At 48.0% G+C, this 19,797-nt stretch carries 22 protein-coding genes; 16 read left to right on the top strand and 6 right to left on the bottom strand.

Going from position 1 to position 19,797, the window contains the following annotated elements:
- Nucleotides 1-48 precede the first annotated feature (48 nt).
- Both G9U52_RS03325 and G9U52_RS03320 read left to right on the top strand, forming a co-directional pair.
- The gene (locus G9U52_RS03325; RefSeq protein ID WP_207952755.1) at nucleotides 49-1,668 is read left to right on the top strand and encodes an extracellular solute-binding protein; all 1,620 of its coding nucleotides are present in this window, start codon (nucleotides 49-51) and stop codon (nucleotides 1,666-1,668) included.
- A gap of 81 nt (nucleotides 1,669-1,749) precedes the next feature.
- The gene (locus G9U52_RS03320; protein WP_166146089.1) at nucleotides 1,750-3,072 is read left to right on the top strand and encodes a sialidase family protein; all 1,323 of its coding nucleotides are present in this window, start codon (nucleotides 1,750-1,752) and stop codon (nucleotides 3,070-3,072) included.
- A 29-nt stretch (nucleotides 3,073-3,101) separates the two neighbouring features.
- Here the strand turns inward: G9U52_RS03320 and tatC are convergent, their stop codons facing one another.
- Genes tatC through G9U52_RS03305 form a run of 3 tightly spaced genes read right to left on the bottom strand, consistent with a single transcriptional unit; the run spans nucleotide 3,102 to nucleotide 5,778 of the window.
- Nucleotides 3,102-3,839, bottom strand: coding sequence for a twin-arginine translocase subunit TatC (gene tatC / locus G9U52_RS03315; RefSeq protein ID WP_166146684.1), 738 nt, complete (start codon nucleotides 3,837-3,839; stop codon nucleotides 3,102-3,104).
- A 1-nt stretch (nucleotide 3,840) separates the two neighbouring features.
- Nucleotides 3,841-4,062 carry a twin-arginine translocase TatA/TatE family subunit gene (locus G9U52_RS03310; protein ID WP_166146085.1) on the bottom strand — a complete coding sequence of 74 codons (222 nt, stop codon included), beginning with the start codon at nucleotides 4,060-4,062 and terminating at the stop codon, nucleotides 3,841-3,843.
- 48 nt (nucleotides 4,063-4,110) lie between these two features.
- Nucleotides 4,111-5,778 carry a PhoX family protein gene (locus G9U52_RS03305; RefSeq protein ID WP_166146082.1) on the bottom strand — a complete coding sequence of 556 codons (1,668 nt, stop codon included), beginning with the start codon at nucleotides 5,776-5,778 and terminating at the stop codon, nucleotides 4,111-4,113.
- A gap of 262 nt (nucleotides 5,779-6,040) precedes the next feature.
- Between G9U52_RS03305 and G9U52_RS03300 the strand changes: the two genes are divergently transcribed.
- From G9U52_RS03300 to G9U52_RS03265, 8 genes are all read left to right on the top strand, one after another.
- Nucleotides 6,041-6,223 carry a hypothetical protein gene (locus G9U52_RS03300; RefSeq protein WP_166146079.1) on the top strand — a complete coding sequence of 61 codons (183 nt, stop codon included), beginning with the start codon at nucleotides 6,041-6,043 and terminating at the stop codon, nucleotides 6,221-6,223.
- Nucleotides 6,220-7,581, top strand: a complete 1,362-nt coding sequence (locus G9U52_RS03295) for a hypothetical protein (protein WP_166146076.1) — start codon at nucleotides 6,220-6,222, stop codon at nucleotides 7,579-7,581. The genes G9U52_RS03300 and G9U52_RS03295 overlap by 4 nt, the downstream gene beginning before the upstream one ends.
- Nucleotides 7,582-7,594: 13 nt before the next feature.
- The gene (locus tag G9U52_RS03290) at nucleotides 7,595-8,362 is read left to right on the top strand and encodes a hydroxypyruvate isomerase family protein (protein ID WP_166146073.1); all 768 of its coding nucleotides are present in this window, start codon (nucleotides 7,595-7,597) and stop codon (nucleotides 8,360-8,362) included.
- Between the two features lie 177 nt (nucleotides 8,363-8,539).
- On the top strand, nucleotides 8,540-9,457 hold the full coding sequence (locus G9U52_RS03285) for an aminoglycoside phosphotransferase family protein (protein ID WP_166146070.1): 918 nt from the start codon (nucleotides 8,540-8,542) through the stop codon (nucleotides 9,455-9,457).
- A 58-nt stretch (nucleotides 9,458-9,515) separates the two neighbouring features.
- The gene (locus G9U52_RS03280; RefSeq protein ID WP_207952754.1) at nucleotides 9,516-9,908 is read left to right on the top strand and encodes a VanZ family protein; all 393 of its coding nucleotides are present in this window, start codon (nucleotides 9,516-9,518) and stop codon (nucleotides 9,906-9,908) included.
- Nucleotides 9,909-9,972: 64 nt separating this feature from the next.
- Nucleotides 9,973-11,406, top strand: a complete 1,434-nt coding sequence (locus G9U52_RS03275; RefSeq protein WP_166146064.1) for an MATE family efflux transporter — start codon at nucleotides 9,973-9,975, stop codon at nucleotides 11,404-11,406.
- 151 nt (nucleotides 11,407-11,557) lie between these two features.
- Nucleotides 11,558-12,145: a histidine phosphatase family protein gene (locus G9U52_RS03270; RefSeq protein ID WP_166146061.1), complete on the top strand. Its 588-nt coding sequence runs from the start codon at nucleotides 11,558-11,560 to the stop codon at nucleotides 12,143-12,145.
- Nucleotides 12,146-12,225: 80 nt separating this feature from the next.
- Nucleotides 12,226-13,482, top strand: coding sequence for an aspartate kinase (locus G9U52_RS03265; RefSeq protein WP_166146058.1), 1,257 nt, complete (start codon nucleotides 12,226-12,228; stop codon nucleotides 13,480-13,482).
- A 3-nt stretch (nucleotides 13,483-13,485) separates the two neighbouring features.
- On the opposite strand, the gene G9U52_RS03260 is transcribed toward G9U52_RS03265, so the two are convergent.
- The 3 genes from G9U52_RS03260 to comA form a co-directional block, all read right to left on the bottom strand.
- Nucleotides 13,486-13,950 (bottom strand): DUF441 domain-containing protein, encoded by a 465-nt coding sequence (locus G9U52_RS03260; protein ID WP_166146055.1) that lies wholly within the window; start codon nucleotides 13,948-13,950, stop codon nucleotides 13,486-13,488.
- Nucleotides 13,951-14,017: 67 nt separating this feature from the next.
- On the bottom strand, nucleotides 14,018-14,779 hold the full coding sequence (locus G9U52_RS03255) for a 2-phosphosulfolactate phosphatase (protein WP_166146052.1): 762 nt from the start codon (nucleotides 14,777-14,779) through the stop codon (nucleotides 14,018-14,020).
- Nucleotides 14,780-15,613 carry a phosphosulfolactate synthase gene (gene comA / locus G9U52_RS03250; RefSeq protein WP_166146049.1) on the bottom strand — a complete coding sequence of 278 codons (834 nt, stop codon included), beginning with the start codon at nucleotides 15,611-15,613 and terminating at the stop codon, nucleotides 14,780-14,782.
- A gap of 126 nt (nucleotides 15,614-15,739) precedes the next feature.
- Here comA and G9U52_RS03245 point away from each other — a divergent pair, with 126 nt between their 5' ends.
- From G9U52_RS03245 to spoIIIAE, 6 genes are all read left to right on the top strand, one after another.
- Nucleotides 15,740-16,006 (top strand): YqhV family protein, encoded by a 267-nt coding sequence (locus G9U52_RS03245; RefSeq protein WP_166146046.1) that lies wholly within the window; start codon nucleotides 15,740-15,742, stop codon nucleotides 16,004-16,006.
- A 69-nt stretch (nucleotides 16,007-16,075) separates the two neighbouring features.
- Nucleotides 16,076-17,269 (top strand): AAA ATPase domain-containing protein, encoded by a 1,194-nt coding sequence (locus tag G9U52_RS39700; RefSeq protein WP_375790223.1) that lies wholly within the window; start codon nucleotides 16,076-16,078, stop codon nucleotides 17,267-17,269.
- On the top strand, nucleotides 17,263-17,781 hold the full coding sequence (gene spoIIIAB / locus G9U52_RS03235) for a stage III sporulation protein SpoIIIAB (RefSeq protein ID WP_166146043.1): 519 nt from the start codon (nucleotides 17,263-17,265) through the stop codon (nucleotides 17,779-17,781). Before G9U52_RS39700 ends, spoIIIAB begins: the two co-directional genes overlap by 7 nt.
- An 85-nt stretch (nucleotides 17,782-17,866) precedes the next feature.
- Nucleotides 17,867-18,070, top strand: coding sequence for a stage III sporulation protein AC (spoIIIAC, locus tag G9U52_RS03230; RefSeq protein ID WP_166146040.1), 204 nt, complete (start codon nucleotides 17,867-17,869; stop codon nucleotides 18,068-18,070).
- 9 nt (nucleotides 18,071-18,079) lie between these two features.
- A complete protein-coding gene (gene spoIIIAD, locus G9U52_RS03225) occupies nucleotides 18,080-18,469 on the top strand; it encodes a stage III sporulation protein AD (RefSeq protein WP_166146037.1) in 390 nt (129 codons plus the stop codon).
- A gap of 43 nt (nucleotides 18,470-18,512) precedes the next feature.
- Nucleotides 18,513-19,778, top strand: a complete 1,266-nt coding sequence (spoIIIAE, locus tag G9U52_RS03220) for a stage III sporulation protein AE (RefSeq protein ID WP_243767132.1) — start codon at nucleotides 18,513-18,515, stop codon at nucleotides 19,776-19,778.
- Nucleotides 19,779-19,797: the final 19 nt, after the last annotated feature.

Here is a 19,797-nt window from a genome sequence, read left to right as displayed (position 1 = left end):
GCTCAACCCAACAAAAATGCTCATGAAATTAACAAAGCACGGTGAAACATGAAACCAACCGTCTTTCGACAATGGCAAGACCGCGCTACAATTTGGAGGCAATACCTTAAGGGGGACAACCGTTTGGGCAAAAACCATACGCTCATGGTGGTAGGATTGCTAATTATGTTGGGATTGTTGGTTGGGTGCAAGGACGGCTTGGATCAAACGCAGGTGAATACAGGGAAGGAGGAGCCTATCCCTCAATTAACGGTGATCAAGCCGCTTTTCCCCGGCCATATTTACCATCCGGATACGGAGCTCGAAAAGCTTATCGAGCAAGGGGCTCGGGTTGAGGTAAAGTATGAGACACCACCCTTTAGCGAATATAAGGCGAGGCTTGCTGTTAAAATGGCCGGAGGGGATTTGGCTGACATCATGAATACCTACAGCCCCAATGACCCAGAGCATAACGCACTGATCGACCAAGGAGTGTTTCTTGCGCTGGACAGCTTGCTGCCCAAATTCCCCAAGCTGAAGCAGGCCTTCAGCGAGCAAACCTGGGAATATATGCGAAATCCGACGGATGGCCATATATATGGAGTTCCTTGGATGAGGGATCGTGGAGGACAAGGGATTGTAATTCGTAAGGATTGGCTCGACAAGCTGGGGCTGAGCATGCCTACTACGCTGGATGAGTTAGTTGCGGTGCTAATCGCCTTCAGGGACCGGGATCCAGATGGTAATAATCTGAAAGATACGATTCCATTGACCTTTAAGGACCATCAGATATCGAACCTGAATACGATCTTCCCGCTATTTGGCCTTAACCCCGGCTGGGCGCCCCTGGTAACCGACCCGAATCGGCTACAATACGGGATGATCCAGCCAGAGGCCAAGGAGGCACTCATTTTTCTTCGTTCCTTGCGCCAGCAGGGGCTATTAGATCCAGATCTATTAGTTGGTAAGACGTTAGGCTATGATAAATTCAAATCCGGTAAGGTGGGTGTCCTGTTTATGAACCTTGGCGATTATCGGCAGCTTGCCGTGATGCCCTCGCTACAAACAGAAATCGTGGATCCCATTGAGCATAAAGGCAACCGTTGGAGCCTGACCCTGCCATCAACACCAATCAATCGCACGAATCAAATTTCAAGCCGCTCTGCCAATCCCGAAGCTGCCCTTCGTTATCTGGAGTACCAAATTACAGAAGGCTACGATTATATTCAATACGGCGTGGAAGGCAAAACCTATCAGGTGGAGAACGGAATCAAGGTGCCTTTTGACAATGAGAAAAAAGATCCACAATTCAGCACCAACGTTGGGCTTGAGCTGCTGCAGCCGGAATGGCTATTCAGTGATCCTGAAAAGTATACCAAGTTTGTGTCCAAGGCTACGGCTGAATATTTGATGCGCAAGCTGGATAGCTATGAGAAGAACAGTATGTACGATTATTTACGTCCTAATGTGGTAGTCCCTTCCCTACAGGAAAAATCAGCACAGCTCAGGCTTATTTTAGAGGAGGGTTATACGAGGATTATTGTCGATACAAAAACAAATCCAGATACTGCCTTTGATGAAATGGTAAACAAATGGAAAAAAAACGGAGGCGACCAGGTTACCCACGATGTGAATCTGCTGCAAAAGGATAAATCTGCGCCTAGCTACACGTATATGCGCAAGCCTTAGGTGCTGCGGGCGTTATAACGACGGATCGTGCGGATTTGGTAGCGCCCCATTGGAAATAGACTCATATGAGGGAGGTTTAGCATGAACACGAATAGTATGAACCCAGCAGATCACACGAAAACAAGTGGCGTAAGCGCGAATCCCAATCAAGCAAAACCGGCGCTTCAAGCAGAGGAATGGAAGCGTAGTAATCCCGATATAACGGTATTTCTCCCAGAGGAGGATGCTTATACCGGAGACAATGAGCACTTTCTCGTATTCGAAAGCCCGCAGGGAGACTGGCTTGCGTTGTGGACGCAAAGCTCGGTTGAGGGGCACGGAGATAATCATTTGGTACTGGCGCGCAGCAAGGACCAGCATGCTTGGTCAACGCCCAGCTATGTAGCTGGCGCACGCAGAGGGGAAAGAGGCGGGCAGGCGAGCTGGGGCTTTCCCGTTGTGTCGCAGCAGGGACGCATCTATGTGTTTTATACGAAGGACATCGGCGTGTACGATTTTGATTCGCAAACGACAGGCGCTATGGGCTGCATCTATTCGGACGATGACGGGCATACATGGATAACAGGCTCAGATATCCCGATGGAGCGTAACCGCTTCGACCACCCCGATCCGAAGGTGCCGCGCAATTGGATCGTCTGGCAGAAGCCGATCCGCGATAGCCGCGGGCGCTGGATGGTAGGCTACACGCAGTGGAGCAGCAGGGAAGTGTATGACTTCCCCAAGGATGGCTGGTATAGCAAAGATTCGCGCGCTTTATTCATGCGGTTTGATAATATAGATGAGGGGCCAGACCCGGAGCAGCTCATTATCACGTGGTTGCCTATTGCTGAAGAAGGCAAGCAAAGCGAAGGGCTGGAGGTACCGCTTCCTGGCAAGCCGGAGGTGTCAGTTGCCCAGGAGCCTAGCATCGTACTGCTTCCCGATGATCGCTTATTTTGCGTGATGCGCACCTATACGGGTTATATCTGGTATGCGATTTCCCAGGATGATGGAGCAAGCTGGAGCAGCCCTTCAATACTGCGCTACGAGGATGATGGCGAGCCTATTCGCCAGCCTATCGCTTCATGCCCGATTTTTCCTTTGCGTGATGGCAGGTATGTGTTGGTTTTCCACAATAATGACGGCCATCTCGGGGAATATGGGCCTCAGCACGCTCTCTATAATCGCCGCCCGGCTTATTTGAGTACTGGCCGCTATATGAAAGAAGCACACCAGCCGATCTGGTTCACAGCGCCGAAGCAATTCCTGGATACGGATGGTCTGACGATTGGACCCAAAGGTACGAATGAAATTGCCACCTACCCCAGCTTAACGGAGTTTCAGGGCAAAACCGTGCTTTGGTATCCAGACCGCAAATATTATTTGTTAGGGAAATATATAACGGAGGATGGGCTGGAGGCATAGAACCTATTTGTGTACAAAAAACCGCGGAGCTAGAGCTCCGCGGTTAGCCGCATTTTCTTTTTATAGGCGATCTTCGATAGCGTGATGCTGACCTCGTACAAGATCAGGAGGGGGACAGTTACCAAAACGTCTGAGACCAGATCAGGAGGCGTAATGGAAATGGAGAGTACAACTAAACAAAAGTAGGCGAGCTTGCGAGCTTTGGCTAGCCTTAATGGGTTAATAATTCCGAGCCTTGTCAGGAACAGCACAATGACCGGCATCTCGAACAACAAGCCAAACGGCAGCGTCAGGTTCAACATAAAGGTGAAATAACGTTCAGCCGTAAACATGGCGATAACCTGCCCTTGGGTCATTTCCTTCATAAATGCGAATAACATCGGGAACAGCACGAAATAACCAAAGCTGATGCCAGCGGCAAATAATAAAGCGATAGCAGGGATATAACCAAGCGTAGCCTTGCGCTCCTCCGAGGATAACGCGGGTTTGGTAAATTGCCATATTTGCAGGCCTATAACCGGCATCGTGACGCCGAGTGCAAGCACGCCCGAAATAACGAAGTAGACCCATAATAAATCGGTAGGTCCGAGCACGGTTAGTTGGCCTTCCGCATCCTTTGCCAGCAGATTGTACATTTGGGGAGCATATAGGAATGCGGCAACTACGGCAATGACAAAGGAAACCAACACAATGATAATGCGTTTACGAAGCTCCTCCATATGGGCGAGCAAATTCATGTCTTTGTCATCGAGCTTTTTGGTAGTCATCTTATTTAAGTTCGGTTGAGGCCGGCTTTGGGTCAACAACGGCTTTAGCTTCAGCCTTATCCTCGTCATCCCCATGAATCAAACCTCTTGTGGAATTTTTGAATTCACTAAGTGTACGTCCGAAGGCTCTCCCAAGCTCAGGAAGCTTGGACGGTCCAAAAATAATTAAGGCAATAACAAGAATCAACACCAGGCCTGGAATTCCAATATTGCTAAATGGCATATCGTTCACTTCTTCCTAATTGGATTACTTACACAATCCCAGCTCCTCTTAAAAAGTAAAGCCGGTAATCGCTACTACTGCAGGACGGGGAATCGTATCGCCAGCACGGTGGGGCCACATGCTAGTTGGCTTGGTAACATCTGTAGTATTTTCACCTGGATGTTGGACAGCCAGAAACAAGGTGCTTTCATCCGGTGTGAACCAAGGGCCAGTCAGCTCAGCATCCGTAGGAGCAGAAGCAAACTGCAAGGCAACACCCTTATCAGGACCGGCAACAGGGATAATGAACATGCCATTATTGCCAAATGAGGTATGGACGCCTTTGTTCATGCTGCTTGAAGAAATATCCGTAACGGTCCACAGGTTTCCATTGCTGTCGAAGGTCAGGTTGTCCGGTGCGCTGAACCCGCTTTGGCGGCCACCTGCAGCAAAAATTTCAAAGTCAAAATCCATCGCCCCATGGTCGGCATCCTTTTCAAAAAAGCGGGTAATATGGCCATGAATATTGCCATGGTTATCATTATTCGTATGGGCTACGAAGAACGTCTTATCAAACGGACAAATTTCAATATCCTCAGGACGGTCTGTTGGGCTTGCTCCGAGCATAATGGCCGCTTCATGAGTGTAGACAGCAATATCAGCCTGCGTTAGGAAAATAGCCTTAAGCTCGTCTTTTTTCTTCGTAATCAGGGCAGGAACCTTGTAAGCATCATCGTTAAGCAGCTTTTGCACGGCTTCAATTGTTAATGCGATCCATTTCCCCTTCTTCAAATCGGCCGCGTATAAAGTCCCATCCGTAAGCAGGTCGGAGTTTGCTTTTCCAGCAGCGGCTGAATAGATTCCGTTACTGATGAACTTGTAAATACAGGCGTCCTTTTTATCATCGCCCATGTAGACAACGATTTTTCCGTCATTGGCAAGGCCCATGGCTGTGTTCTCATGATTGAAGCGGCCTAGATTCGTATGCTTGCGAATTTCGAAGCTACTGTCAAAAGGATCTACTTCGACGACCCATCCATAATGAGTCGGATCCAGTCCACAATCAGCGCTAGTTTCCTCGAAATTTTCTTCACAGGATAACAAAGTATTCCAAAGCGTCATGCCACCTGAGCAGTTGGCAAACGTACCTTGAACTTGGGTAGCGTTATTAACAGATGCGGTGCCCGCTGCAATCCCTACCATTTTAAAGGGAGTTAATCCGGTAACCCGGCGTGCATACTGGGAGCTTGTGTCCATCTTCCATACACCGGCCTCATCACGGTATACTTCGATAATTGAGCCGCCTTGATTATAGAGCATGATATCGATTTGTTCCTTGGTGTAGGTGCCAACTTTTTTGCCATGAACGAAAACCTCGCTGGAATACTCATGATTGACCCACAGCAGCCCACGATTATTAGAGCCTTCGATCGGAAAGTAGACGGTGAAGTCGTTGTTGAAGCCAAAGGTATCGCCGTTTTGGTTGATGACATCGCCGAAAGCAGCAACAACATGATATTGATAACCACTTGGTAAAGTAAGCAAATCTTCTTTGATTGGGGCAATGGGGGTGAAATAACCGGATACTTTATTGGTCTTGTAACCGAACAAGTGATTAGCTGCAGTTGCTCCAGCCTTGCTTTCTGTCAAGCTTGCCAAACCTGTTGATGCCACTGCCAAGGCGGCAGTACCTTTACCCAAATATGATAAAAATTTACGCCTGTTTAAGCTTTCCATAATTTCACCCTTTCTAAATATCCATGTCCATGGACTTAATAGTAAGTTTAACGAGCAATTGTAATGGGTGTGTAAATGGCAAATGAAGACTTTGTAAATAACATACCCTTGTGAAAAGTTAACAGGAGCGTCTTTCTATAGCCCTATTGAAATTGTAAGATAGTGGAAATCCCAATTATCTAGGGGCTTTTTCAGTATGATAAAATGGATCGTTTCGAATGAATGGGTATCAATGGCTTGCAAATAAGGGAGGATGATCCCAGTGCGACAAAGACATATCGCCAAGGAACCAAGAATATGTACCTATGAAAATTATGATAAGCGTCCTTTAAAGGTGAATGAAGTACGGGTGATGGAAGTCGGTAGTGGAGTTACACGATTTGTAGTAGGTGACCGAGTATGCGGATATGGTGTGGTCGCAGAGAAGCAGGTGGTGCCTACATGACTACCCTGCTTTTTATTGACGACTGGCATTTGAGCAGCATCACGAATATGGACCGCAAGGTGGGCAAGCCAGTCTGGATTCGCGAAGGGACGCTGGTTGATGGCCTTACAGAAGGGACTTGGAATTTCCCGCTGGTTGTTTATGAGCCAGAGCTTCAGCTGTGGAAGGCTGTTTATTGCGGTGCTGTCGATTTTGACCCTGTAAGGGCAAACAAAAACCGCTTTTTGCGCAACCAAATACTGCTTTATGCAGAAAGCAAGGATGGTGTGCATTGGGTGAAAAAAGATGTTAGCGCCAAGTCCGTCATTCAGGGCAAGCGTTATGCACCGAACCAAGTCTTCGGAATCGATGAGCATTGTGACGGTGCGCCTGTGTTTTATGATCAGCATGATCCTGAACCGGGAAGGCGTTGGAAATATTTTTTTGCCAGCCATCGTAAGCAGTATTTAGCTGTTTCGCCAGATGCGATTCGCTGGCAGGTGGAAGCGATACCATTAAAGGAAGTAACGCTTGATTCACCGATTACATGCTTCTATAATGATGTTAGGGAAACGTACGTTTTATCCCGCCGCATCCACAATGGAGACCGCAGGATAGCATTGTTCGAAACTCGCGATTTTCGTCATTTCACAGAGCCGGAGATCGTGATTCATCCCGAGCCGCAAGACCCGCCGTTGGTCCAGTTTTATGGAATGCCCGTTTACAAATACGAGCATCTGTTTATGGGTCTGTTATGGATGTTCCACACCGATCCGGGAGAAATTGAATATCACAAGGACTTCGGTCCGATTGACTGCTCGCTTGCTTATAGTATGGATGGGCGGCATTTTTTTCGTGCACTTCATGAGCCATTTATTCCTCGTAACGATCGTGGAGAGCATGGAGGGGGGAGCATCTATACGAGCACGATGCTGCAGGCTCCCGATGGCAAGCTGCGTTTTTATTCGGGTGGGTCGAAGGCGGAGCATTTCCAGGATCAGAATCTCGAGGATGCGGCGTTGCTGCTGCATGAGCTTCGCAAGGATGGCTTCTTTTATCTGGAGAGCCATGCGATGGGAGGCAAAATAATGACACGCTGCGTTGATTTTAGCGGGGATAGCTTAAGCCTTAATGTACGTGCGCCCTATGGCAGGGTACGGGTGCAGCTTTCCGAAGCGCGGGGCAAGCCGCATGAGGGCTTTGCCTTTGATGATTGTGTGCCTTTTCGTGGAGACGACACGGAATATGAGCCTGAATGGACATCAGGCAGGAAACCTTCCGAGCTGCAAGGCATTCGCACACATATTGAAGTGGAAGTCACATCAGGAGAGCTTTATGCGATACGGGGGAAATTTGAGATCCAAATTGGGTCGAAATAGGAGCAGTGACAATATGATCTATTCTCCATCTATTGATCCCATTTTTCGAAATAGCGGCTACGATATGGACACCATACTTAGAACTGTCAAAAAAATGGGCTTTACGGCCTTCGAATTTTGGAGCTGGTCTAATCGAGATCTGGATTTACTGGAAAAGCTCGTTAAGGAGCTGGAGCTTCAGGTCGGTTCTTTTTGTACAAAAGCGGTTTCTTTAGTTGACCCAGAGCAGCGTGAAGCATATGTTGAAGGTCTGCGAGAAAGTCTGGATGTAGCTAAACGCTTCAACTGCCGTTATTTGATCGCAACAACAGGTAATGCGTTGGCCGGCGTTTCACGTGAAGCGCAGCACCAAAGCATTGTGGATGGCTTGAAAGCCTGTGCACCTCTATTGGAACAAACAAATGTTACCTTAGTATTGGAGCCACTTAACGTAAAGGTGAACCACCCTGGTTATTTTCTTGAAAGCTCCGCAGAAGCCTTTGGCATTGTAGCCGAGGTAGCCAGCTCAAGCGTAAAAGTGCTCTATGATGTGTACCACCAGCAAATTACCGAAGGGGATCTGACACCTACGATAACCGCTAATTTGGAGCAGATTGGCTATATCCACGTAGCTGACCATCCCGGCAGGCATGAGCTGGGAACAGGCGAGATTGCTTATCCTTTTATTATGCAAAAGCTTCGCGAGTTGGGCTACAAGGGTTATGTTGGTCTTGAGTTTATACCGACGGGAACTCCCGAGGATGGTTTAAAGGCTTGCTTGGAGCAACTAGGTAATGGATAGTAATAGTATACATACAATGAAATAAAGAGCAGTATTTGCCTCGTAGCCGTGTAGTCATATACGGTTACGGTGTTAGTTGCGTCAGTTTCAGTGGATACCTCTAACGGATTTTCAGTCTTTTCCCGGTACTATTTCGTGGTATACTTGCATTATATCGGAATGAAAGGATTGAAGCTGATGAACCTATTACCCGAATCCTTTATTAGCACCATTAAGGGTGTTCACCAAGAAAAAGGCGAGCTATGGCTGGAGAAGCTGGATAGCCTTATCCAATATTGTGAGCAACGATGGTCATGTCAGGTATTGGCTCCTTATCCGCTTTCCTATCATTTTGTCGCACCGATCCGATTTAACAAGGGAACAGAAGCGGTGTTAAAGCTTGGTGTGCCTGGCAAAGAAATGATCCATGAAGTGGAAGCTTTACGCTTGTATAAAGGAAATGGCTGTGCCCAATTATGGGATAGCGATACGGCTAAGGGGATTCTGGTCCTTGAACGTGCAAATCCAGGGCATACCCTCAAGGCAGTAGCAGATGATGAGGAGGCTACCTTGCTGGCTGCCGCTGTTATGCGGAAATTACAGGTGCGTCCGCCCATACAGCCGTTGTTTCCGTCGACATTGGATTGGTCCAAAGGGCTGCAAAAGCTGCGCAGCCGTTACAACGGCGGTACAGGGCCGCTGCCTGAGCCGATGGTACGCAAGGCTGAGGATTATTTTGCCAAGCTGCATGCTTCCTGGAGAAATGTACAACTGCTGCATGGCGACCTTCATCATGAGAATATATTGGCAGCGGAACGTGAGCCTTATATAGCGATAGACCCAAAGGGCGTAATCGGTGAGCCTGAATATGGAGTCATCCCTTTTTTAATCAATCATTTGCCGGAGCATAACGCGATAGATGTCATCAGACGCAGGATCGAATTGTTCACGGAGGAGCTTTCGTTGAATAAAACGAGGATTATCGCCTGGGGCTACAGCCACTCCGTGCTTTCCGCATGGTGGTTCGTAGAAGACCAGTTGGATGGGTTCGAGCAGGAGCTAAGCAAGGCTTTGATCTTTGAAAAGCTGATGGAAGAGGTACAGGATGAATGCTAAAGGGCATAGGCTTTATAAAAGCATAGCAGGTATGATGCTTACGGGATATTCAGCATTTATGTGTTATCTCCTATTCTTCGGGTTTTCGCGTGCAGGACGGACAGAAAGAATGATGAACCTGGTTCCTTTTAAAACCATTGGCAATTATATCTCTGGTTACCGTTATTATAATTTTGATACCTGGATCATTAATTTGTTTGGCAATGTTGCAGCCTTTATTCCTTTTGGCTTGTTGGTTCCATTAATATTTCCGCGTGTTCAAGGCTATTTTCAAATCATATGGCGCTTTACGTTGGCCCTGCTTTTGGTTGAAGCGACCCAATGGGTCTTTAAGGTGGGCAGCTTTGATGTAGATGATATTTTATTAAATGTATTAGGTGCACTCCTTGGTTTTGCTATGCTGCAACGATTACGCCGTCTCAGATTGGCAGGGAGAAAGTGGCAGCCTTAAGCTTGAGCGGCAAGGCTGCCTACTTCCCGCCATCTTATTCAGAAAGTCGAAAGAAGGGTAACGAATGGTTCAGCAAACTGTTGTTGAAAGCGCTCTACCAGAACCGCCGCCGAAGAAACATAAACGTTTGTTAGATTCCGAGCAGTTGCTCCGGCTGGAAACAGGCGGCAAAAAGGAAATTCGTAAAGTGATTCTCCAGCTTGCCGGACCTTCGCTCGTCGAGAATATGATGATGAATTTGCTGCAGATGATTGTGATGGTAATGGTTGGCCATTTAGGTGCAGCAGCAGTAACGGCGGTTGGTTTAACAAACCAGCCTGTTTTTTTTGCATTGGCGATCTTTATGGCTCTGAACATCGGCACAACGGCGATTATTGCCAGAGCGATGGGTTCAGGTGATATTCAGGATGCTACCCGCACGGCACAGCAAACGTTTATGCTTAGCCTGCTTCTTTCTATTGTAGTAAACGGACTTAGTTATATCTATGCGGAAAAGATCCTGATGCTATTGGGTGCATCTCCAGAGGTGCTTCACGAAGGTGTAGGGTATGCACAAATTATGTTTCTCTCTTTGGGATTTACAGTAATTTCCACAAGCCTGTCTGCTATACTGCGTGGGGCAGGGGATACGAGAACACCGATGAAAATCAATGTGCTGTCGAACATCCTTGTGGTTGTATTGGGATACCCGCTTATCTACGGGGTAGGTGCCATTCCTGGCTTCGGACTCATCGGTGCCGCGATTGCCACTACCGTGGCCAGAGGCATGGCTACGATTTGGGTCGTTTATGTTGTATTCGGTAAAAGCGCAATTATTAAGCTGTCTTGGAGACATTTGTTCCGCATCGATTATCCGGTCATTCGTCGCATTGTTAAGCTCGGTCTGCCTTCGGCGGGTGAGCAATTCGCCTTGCGGGCAGGGCAGCTGGTGCTAACGTTAGTGGTGAGCGGCTTGGGTACGGCCGTATTTGCTGCACATACGATTTGCTTTAATGTGATGGGCTTTACTTTTATGCCCGGCATGGCGTTTGCTCTCGCAGCAAGCACACTGGTAGGTCAAGGGCTTGGAGCGGGCAGGCCGGATCTGGCTGAAAAATTCGGTTGGGAAACGAGCCGATTCGGGCGTATATTTGGTGGGCTGATGGGTGTAGCTTTTATTGTGCTGGCTCCCTACATTATGATGTTATATACACATGATCCTGAGGTTATTGACGCGGGGGTTGCTGCATTAAGGATCATCGGGCTCTTCCAGACCTTTCAGGCCTCCCAATTTATTTTGGCAGGTGCATTACGCGGCGCAGGCGATACCCGGTTTCCAATGATTTCGACCTTTATCGGCGTTTTTATTTTTCGTGGGTTTTTGAGCGTGCTTTTTGTACTTGTCTTTCATTGGGGCATCATCGGAGCGTATTTATCTATTGCGATAGATCAGGTGGTTCGAACGGCCATCATCTATTTCAGGTATAAAAATGGCAGGTGGAAAACAGCAACGGTGTGAATGAAAACCACCACTATTTACGCCTCCTACGATTCTTGGGGCTCGAACTTTGGGTATATAGGTATAAAGTAGTTTATTTACCAAACTAACGGATATGAGGCAGGCTGCTTCTGCATAAAATAAGGGTAACAACCAGAGAGGGTGATCTCAGATGGAGATCGTTTTTGTTTGTCATGGCCAAGGAGAGCACACTCAGCAAATCCCTGAGAGCTATAACTTGGCGAATCCTGGACTCACCGAGTTGGGGAAGAGTCAGGTTGAACGTTTAAGAGCGGCGCTGCCGTTAACGGAACGCCATGCAGTTATTGCCAGCCCGACCCGGCGTACGCTGCAAACCGCGCGCCTTTGGTGCAGCGGTACTGGCGCTGCGCGTTTTGTTCATCCCGCAGCAGGTCCGCGCCAATTTCCGCCCAAATTCGATTTCAGGACGATGCGCTGCGATGAGATGCTGGAGCCCTCCTGTTTAGCGGATTGCTTTGACGATTTTGCACTGCCTCCGGATGTTCCAGCCTATCTGTGGCTGCAAGGTATTAATACACAGCCGACGCTGCTATTCGAGAAATGGGCCAACCAATTTATGGAATGGTGCCAGAAGCTGGAGAAGGATACGCTATATATCGTTAGCCACGATGGCACGATTGCTTCCTATATGCAGCTTATTACCGGAGCGAAGCTAACCCGCAAGGATTTGCTTCCAGATGCGGGCTGGATTCCGTTGCCTAGCTACCAGCAAGTCTAACACTTTTTATTTCACCCTGATCGGCTGTTATGCTATAATAAACCATTGTTATGTAAAAGTTTCGTTAGGGAGTGAACAGCTTGTCTCTTATAGTAATGAAATTCGGTGGAAGCTCGGTTGGTGACGCGGAGCGGATGAAACGCGTTGCGGGCCGTATTGTGGAAAGACAGCGGGAAGGGCATCAATGTGTGGTCGTCGTTTCTGCAATGGGGGATACTACGGATGATTTGATCGATTTGACGAAGCAAATCAGCTCGGAAACACCACCCTCTAGGGAAATGGATATGCTGCTGAGTACAGGTGAGCAGGTTTCTGTAGCTTTGTTATCCATCACGATCCAAAGCCTCGGGCAAGCGGCTGTGTCGTTTACAGGCTGGCAGGCTGGCATGTATACAGAGGCGGTTCATGGAAAAGCACGGATTACCGATATTAAACCCGAACGTATTTTTACAGCTTTGGAGCAGGGGAAAGTCGTTATTGTGGCCGGATTCCAAGGGATGACCGAGGATGGCGAAATCACGACCTTAGGGCGTGGTGGATCAGATACAACGGCTGTAGCTTTGGCTGCTGCAATTCAAGCAGATGTTTGCGAAATTTTTACAGATGTAGATGGAATTTATTCAACTGATCCTCGTGTGGTTAAATGTGCGCGTAAGCTTCCGGAAATTACTTATGACGAAATGCTGGAGTTAGCGAATCTAGGCGCTGCGGTGCTTCATCCAAGAGCTGTGGAATATGCCAAAAATTACAACGTACCGCTGGTCGTCAGATCCAGCTTTAACCATAACGAAGGTACTCAAGTCAAGGAGGAAGCAGCCATGGAGCAAGGCATCGTAGTTCGTGGGATCGCGAGCGACAAAAATGTAGCAAGAATCAGTATTTTGGGCGTAGATGAGAAGCCGGGCCAATTAGCCAAAGTATTCACGGCTCTTGCCAAAGAGCAAATTGACGTCGATATTATCGTACAAAGCGGTGTGCTTAATGGATTGGCTGATTTTGCGTTCACCGTAGCGCTTTCCGATAAAGATAAAGCCGTAGCGGTAATTGAAAGTATTCGTGGTACTGTTGGCTTCCGCGAAGTGACTTCCCAGGAAAATCTCGTTAAGGTTTCGATTGTTGGCGCAGGTATGGTTAGTACACCAGGTGTTGCAGCCAAAATGTTCGAAGTTATTTCTGACTTGGGGCTTAGCATCAATATGGTCAGTACGTCTGAAATCAAAACCTCATGCGTCATCGACAGCGGTCGTTTGCCAGAAGTGATCCAAGCGCTACATACCGCATATGGCTTGGACACAGAGCAGCAGGTCTTTGTTGGTGGACCTTCGGATCGACGGTAATCCTTATTTCCATTTATCAAAAATGAATGTAAATATTTTTAATAAAAAAGCGGTAATTCCCGCCGCCATTAACGGACCGACGGGAATACCCCTAAGGAAAATGATCCCAAAGATCGAACCGATAACAAGACCCACAATTAATTGTGGGTCTATTTTTAGTAAGCCTAGTCCTTTGCCATTCATGTAAGTGGCGATGGCGCCGCCTAACAAGGCGAGAATACCAGGCCAAGTCGTAAACATATTGCCGACGTCCTTTAACGATATTTTCTCGCTGGCAAAAGGTACCAGCACGCCCATCGTTAGAAACAGCAAACCCAGCTCCAAGCCTCTGCGTTCAATCGTCGGCAAATAGCGGTCGAGGCTGATAAGTTTAATAATCAGCAGTACACAAGCTGCTGTTGTAATAATATGCGAGCGCCCGATCAGTCCGATAATAATCAGCGCTACAAGCAGGATTTCACCATTCATCTTCAGGACTCCTTGCCTCATGGATTTCCATTTCATTGTATGAGACAAGCATGTATTTCATGCCATGCTAATGATATTGGCTTGCCAGCTGGCTTTGCCTTACCGGTAAAGCGGTAATCCGATCACCCACCACAATCGGTACGAGCTGAATTAGATTCATCTGGGAGCAATACGTAACATCCTCGCGAAACCCGAGCTTGGTCAGCCGTTTGCCGTTACTGCAATGCAGCAAAGTCTCTGTCATCCCGGGTTGTATATGGCGGAATGCGTATAGCATGCTCAGTCCAAAATCATCAATGTGCAGCTCCACATCTTTACCTTGGACAGCCCCATACAGCTCCTCAATAATTTGCCCTGCACAAATCCCGTCTTCGAAGGAGAAAACATCCTGTGTACCCGAGCAAAGCAGCACGATGTCCTTGTTCAAAGCTGCTGCTTCACTTGCGCAAGCCCTGCCATTTAACAGGGAGGCAATGAGGATCGTACAAGCTCTATGAGCTTTACGGATCGCTCGGGTTCCATTCGTAGTTGTTAAAATAATCGGGTAACCCGCAAATTGGTCGTCCAAATACTCAAAGGGCGAATTTCCAAAGTTGAACCCGGGGATTTTTTTGCAGGAGCGCTCCCCGCCAGTTAGCCAAGAAGGATGCTCTTGCTTAAGCTGCTTGGCTTCAAGCACCGTTTCAACCGGATAAATGGCTTCGCAGCCATGGGCAAGTGCTGTGACTATGGTGCTGGTAGCACGTAACACATCGATGACAATGACGGTTTTATGTGCAAGATCATCCCAACAAGCCTCATTGATATAGGGAATAACTTGAATGTCCACTTAGATCACCCAATCCGCCACGTACACATATGGAGCTTCTGTTCCCAAATGCATCGTATCCGAGCGAAGTCCTCTTCGTAGCGCCTCCAATGAAATCAATTCCGTCGGCGCTACATTCCCTAGGTGAATATCCGTTCCAAGCAGCTTCATTAAATGTACCTGCTGTTCCTTATTCGGAGCTTCCCATAGCAATAAATGGCTGTTAGGCACACGCTCGATCATCTTTAGGATGTCATCGTCCTTGCAAGCTCCATTTTGGTCAAATATGCCTACGCCTTTGCCGGATTCCCTTCCTTCTATGGTAACCAGGCTGGCTCCAAGCTGGGTATCAATGAGGACTGTTTCAATTAATTCTTCAATTTCAATTGAAGAGCCCCAGCATTTTTTTCCGTATTCGGTAATGACCATTAAACCTGATTGGCGGGCTCGCGTAATCAGCTGGCTGCGGTAACCACGCTCCAACTCAATCGTTCCATCGGAAATTTCCACACCGTTAAATCCCATCAAGGCGACCATCTCAAAAAACTCATCGACGGCTTCCTGCTGGATAGCGACCTCCAAGAAAGTGCCTCCGGGATAAACAACAATTTGCTGCTCCTTGGCCATGGCAATTTTTTGTTTAAGTAGATCCGGCTCATAAAGCGGCGAGGTGCCAAAACCGATTTTCAGAAAATCCACATAACAACCAGCTGTTTGCAGCAAATCTTCAAGTGCATGAAGTCCTAGTCCTTTGTCAATCACCATCGTTTTGCCTAACAATCTTGGTTTATCTGTCCTTTTGCCCGATGGATCGCTTAATAGAGGATGCCACTGTAATTGTGAAGTTACTTCCATTTTATCGCCTCGCAGTGATTTGATTAATTGCTTCGACATCATATGCACCCAGAATTAGCATGGTGCCCATTATGCCTAAATCAAGATAAGTCCGCATAAGGATGATAGAGAGAGGAGAGGAGCCATTTGATTATTAAAATTGTATGGGCCATGGCTATGCTGCGCCTGTTATCAGGAAGCATTGAGATCATTGCCGCGCTATTGATGCTGCGTTTCAACCAGATTGAAAAGGCGTTGCTGGTCAACACAGGGCTAGCTATGGTGGGGCCGCTCATCTTGCTGGCGACAACAACAATCGGGCTGGCTGGGCTGGCGGACAAGCTGTCGATAGGTAAATTGATCTGGGTTTTGTTAGGTGTCAGCTGTATTTTCATAGGCATATTGCGAAAATAAACGGTCATATTTGAGTAGGCCAAGCATACATATAACTATGAAATAGTCCAAACACAGACAGGGGGATGCCTGATGCAGACACTTCTTCCGTTTTTTTCTGGCCCCTTGCGCCAAAGACTAGCGTCTCTACCATTTGCCATTATGCAAACCGTGCAGGAAATACGAGTCCGCGAGCAACGTCCGCTGGAGCTTGGCTTAGAGCAGCGGTATAGCTTTGTTTCCGAAGCGGGCGGTTTGTGCGAGGATCCCGCGATCGCCTACAGGGCCACTCATGAGGATTGTGCTGTGCTGCTGGAAATGCTGACCCAACACTCCTTGTACACGTTTGAAGAAGAGCTCCGACGAGGCTATATAACCGTAGCAGGAGGCCATCGAGTTGGCCTTGCCGGGCGAGCTGTATTGGAGCAAGGCAAGGTCAAGCTGCTGAAGGATATCAGCTCCTTTAATATTCGAATTGCCAAGGAGCATACAGGCTGCGCACTTAAGCTTCTCCCTTACTTAATCGATGCATCCAGCCCGGCTGGCATTCATCATACGTTAATCGTATCTCCGCCCCAGCAAGGGAAAACAACGTTAATCCGCGACTTGGCGCGCCTATTAAGCAGTGGCGGTATAACGGTAGCTGAGGAACCTCCGAAGTTGTTGGGGGTGCCACCGCGAGTACCGACGCGTACACCATCACGGACACCACCGGAAGTGGAGCCGATACGCCAGCCGCCACAAGCGTTGACAAGGATGCCATCAACGCCAACCTCAACGTCACCACCTCTGGCGCTCCAGCCAAAGCTGGACATGCCGCGTGGCTACAAAGTAGGCATCGTCGATGAACGCTCCGAGATCGCAGCTTGTACAAGAGGTGTGCCGCGCTTTGACCTCGGACCACGTACCGATGTGCTTGATGGCTGCCCGAAAGCGGAGGGGATGATGATGATGATCCGCTCAATGTCGCCCGAGCTTATCATTGTGGATGAGATTGGTCGTCCCGAGGATGCAGCAGCCATTCATGAAGCGGTTCATGCCGGCATCCGTGTCATCGCTACCGCACATGGCTCTGATTATGCAGACCTATCGCACCGCCCGGTGCTTAAGGAATTGCTCCAGGAAGCGGTGTTCACACGTATTGTGCTGCTGGGCAAGCACCCTACTACAGGATCGATTGCAGCTGTCTACGATGGCGAAGGCCGCCCGTTGTTCGTACCTGAATCCGTGCCCAGCAACAGTGCCAGCAGGGCCAGCAGGGATGAGGGGAAAGCCTTATGCTAAAGCTGCTCGGGGCGATATTGATCCTGTTGTCCGCAACGCTGTTTGGCTTTTACCAGGCCCAACAGTTTGCTCGCCGACCCAAGCAAATCGCGGATTTGGTGCGGTCCCTGCAAAGGCTGGAGACAGAAATGGTGTATGCGATGACACCATTGCCACAAGCGCTTCAGCAGCTTGCCCATACTTGCCCGGCACCTGTCAGCCTGCTATTCCGTTATGCGGCCGAGGAATTGAAGCATGCGGCGGGGAGAACGGTGCAGCATATTTGGGGGGAAGCAATTGCTATACATTGGAAGCATACTGCCTTAAAAACCGGTGAGCAGGACATAGCGAGGCAGCTTGGGACTACACTTGGACTTTCGGACAGCAACGACCAGGTCAAGCATATCCGTTTGGCGATCCATCAGCTCGAAGGCGAGCTTGATACAGCTGTTGAAGAACGCAAAAGATACGAAAGCATGTGGCGAAGCTTAGGGCTGTTAATGGGGGCATTAATCGTTATTTTGATGTACTAGGGATAGGAAACACCGAATAATAACGACCGCTGACTTTCGGTTGTTTCTAGGAGAAGGGTAACAGGCCAGGGGTGAGGTGCCGCGAATGAATATAGACGTGAATGCGATATTCCAGATTGCCGGAATCGGAATTATTATCGCAATGATTCACACTGTGCTTAAACAAATGGGTAAAGAGGATATGGCACATTGGGTGACATTAATTGGGTTTGTAGTGGTGCTTTTTATGGTAGTCAGGATGCTGGACAGCTTGTTTCAGGAAATCAAAACCATCTTTTTATTCCAGTAGGTGAAGCGTGTGGAGATTGTCCAGATTGTGGGATTAAGCATTTTTGCAACTATTCTCGTCCTGGTTCTCAAAGAACAGAAGCCGATGTTTGCTTTTCTAATTACCGCTTTTACAGGGATTACGATATTTTTGTTTTTGATTGGCAAAATCGCTATGGTCATCCATGTGCTGGAGGATTTGGCGGACAAAGCAAGCATCGATATGATTTTTCTTAAAACGATTTTGAAAATTATCGGAATCGCTTATATTGCTGAATTCGGAGCCCAGATCGTCAGGGATGCAGGGCAAGAATCGATTGCCTCCAAAATCGAGCTTTCTGGAAAAATTTTAATTATGGTTATGGCGATACCAATTGTATCCGTCATTATTGAAACGGTTGTCAAGCTGCTGCCCGCTTAATATGAAGTCTCAAAAGTTCCAGGAGATGAAGCTAATGAAGCTAATGATGCCGCCGAAATCGTTGAAAATACTCTCCACGCCCAGCCAACTGGAGGAACGAAAATCTGCAAGAATCAAAACCTTGTGGCTGCTGCTTGCATGCACCTTATATCTATTTATTTGGGGTCCCGGCAGTGCAGAATTTAAGGGGAAATCCGCTCAGGTGGAGGCTGCAACACCTGTTGAACAAATCATTAAAGAACAGGCGGAGAAGCTGCAAACTGATCCTGTCGAGCAATACTGGACACGGCTGATGACGACCTACGGGGGTTATTTTCCGGATAGCCGCACACCCACCTTCAATGAATTGCTGACGGGTGCCAAGGATTTTCGGATGAGTACGATTTTCTCTGGGATTTTCCGTTATTTTTTTCATGAGCTGGTCTATAACGGGAAGCTGCTGGCATCCATCGTTGTGCTTTCTATTTTCAGCATGATCCTAGAAACGCTGCAAAGCGCTTTTGAGAAAAATAATGTCAGTAAAGTCGCCTATGCGATCACATTTATGGTGTTGATGATAATAGCTGCGAACAGCTTTAGTGTTGCGATTGGATATGCCAATGCGGCCATCAGTGAAATGATCCATTTTATGATTGCCATTGTTCCGCTGCTGCTGACCTTGCTGGCCTCGATGGGCAATGTAGTGTCGGTGTCCGTGCTTCATCCTTTGATTGTGTTTATGATCCATGCCGTGGGCACCGCTATTTATCTGGTCGTGTTCCCGCTACTGTTTTTCTCAGCTGTGCTCCATATCGTTAGCTCCTTGTCAGACAAGTATAAGGTTACCCAATTGGCTAACCTGCTAAGAACGATTAGCGTAGGCTGCTTGGGTGTGTTTATTACGGTTTTTCTCGGCGTGGTTTCGGTTCGGGGTGTGGGCAGCGCTGTAGTTGATGGGGTCACGATCCGTACAGCCAAATATATCGCCGGCAATTTCGTTCCTGTTGTCGGAAAAATGTTCTCTGACGCCTCCGAAACGGTAATTGGTGCTTCCTTGCTGGTCAAAAATGCGGTCGGTTTGGCCGGATTAATTATTTTGCTGATTCTTTGCGCATTTCCTGCCTTGAAAATAATGGCGCTAGCCTTCATATACAACCTGTCAGCAGCCGTCATGCAGCCGCTTGGTGACAGCCCGATCATCGCTTGCTTGGATACGATTGGGAAAAGCTTAATTTATGTTTTCGCCGCACTGGCTGTAGTAGGCCTGATGTTTTTTCTGGCAATCACGATGCTCATTGCAGCGGGCAACCTGTCTGTGATGATGCGCTGATACCAAACAGGTGGGTAGA

The sequence above is a fragment of the Paenibacillus agricola genome, from assembly GCF_011440305.1.
GTDB classification, from domain to species: domain Bacteria; phylum Bacillota; class Bacilli; order Paenibacillales; family NBRC-103111; genus Paenibacillus_S; species Paenibacillus_S agricola.
Note: the sequence above shows the minus strand (reverse complement) of the source record. Positions and strands in the feature narration are given on the sequence as shown.